The sequence below is a fragment of the Streptomyces sp. 13-12-16 genome (genome assembly GCF_002114215.1).
GTDB lineage: Bacteria > Actinomycetota > Actinomycetes > Streptomycetales > Streptomycetaceae > Streptomyces.
Genome location: NZ_NCTE01000807.1, coordinates 1 through 832, shown reverse-complemented (window position 1 = coordinate 832; position 832 = coordinate 1). Strand labels below are relative to the sequence as shown.

Annotated in this window: 1 pseudogene; it reads left to right on the top strand. The window is 68.1% G+C overall.

Annotated elements, in window-relative coordinates:
- A pseudogene (locus B7767_RS48460) lies at nucleotides 1-832 on the top strand (alpha-1,4-glucan--maltose-1-phosphate maltosyltransferase); the annotation flags it as partial.

Here is an 832-nt window from a genome sequence, read left to right as displayed (position 1 = left end):
GGCGGCCACGACGCCGTCCACCCGCAACTGGGCACCCTGGAGGACTTCACCCGCTTCGTCGCCCGGGCCGGTGAGCTGGGGCTGGAGGTGGCGCTGGACTTCGCGCTGCAGTGCTCGCCGGACCACCCCTGGGTGCACAAGCACCCGGAGTGGTTCCACCACCGCCCCGACGGCTCGATCGCGTACGCGGAGAACCCGCCGAAGAAGTACCAGGACATCTACCCCATCGCCTTCGACGCCGACCTGGACGGCCTGGTCGCCGAGACCGTCCGGGTGCTGCGGCACTGGATGCGGGCGGGGGTGCGGATCTTCCGGGTGGACAACCCGCACACCAAACCGGTGGTGTTCTGGGAACGGGTGATCGGCGAGATCAACCGCGCCGACCCGGACGTGATCTTCCTGGCGGAGGCGTTCACCCGCCCGGCGATGATGCACACCCTGGCCCAGATCGGCTTCCAGCAGTCCTACACCTACTTCACCTGGCGCACCACCAAGCAGGAACTGACCGAGTACCTGACCGAACTGTCGGGGGAGGCCGCCTCCTACATGCGGCCCAACTTCTTCGCCAACACCCCCGACATCCTGCACGCCTACCTCCAGCACGGCGGACGTGCCGCCTTCGAGGTCCGCGCCGTCCTGGCCGCCACCCTCTCCCCCACCTGGGGCATCTACAGCGGCTACGAACTGTGCGAGAACACCCCCCTGCGCGAGGGCGGCGAGGAATACCTCGACAGCGAGAAGTACCAGCTCAAACACCGCGACTGGGAGACCGCCGAACGCCAGGGCCGCACCATCACCCCCCTCATCACCAAGCTCAACACCATCCGGCGCG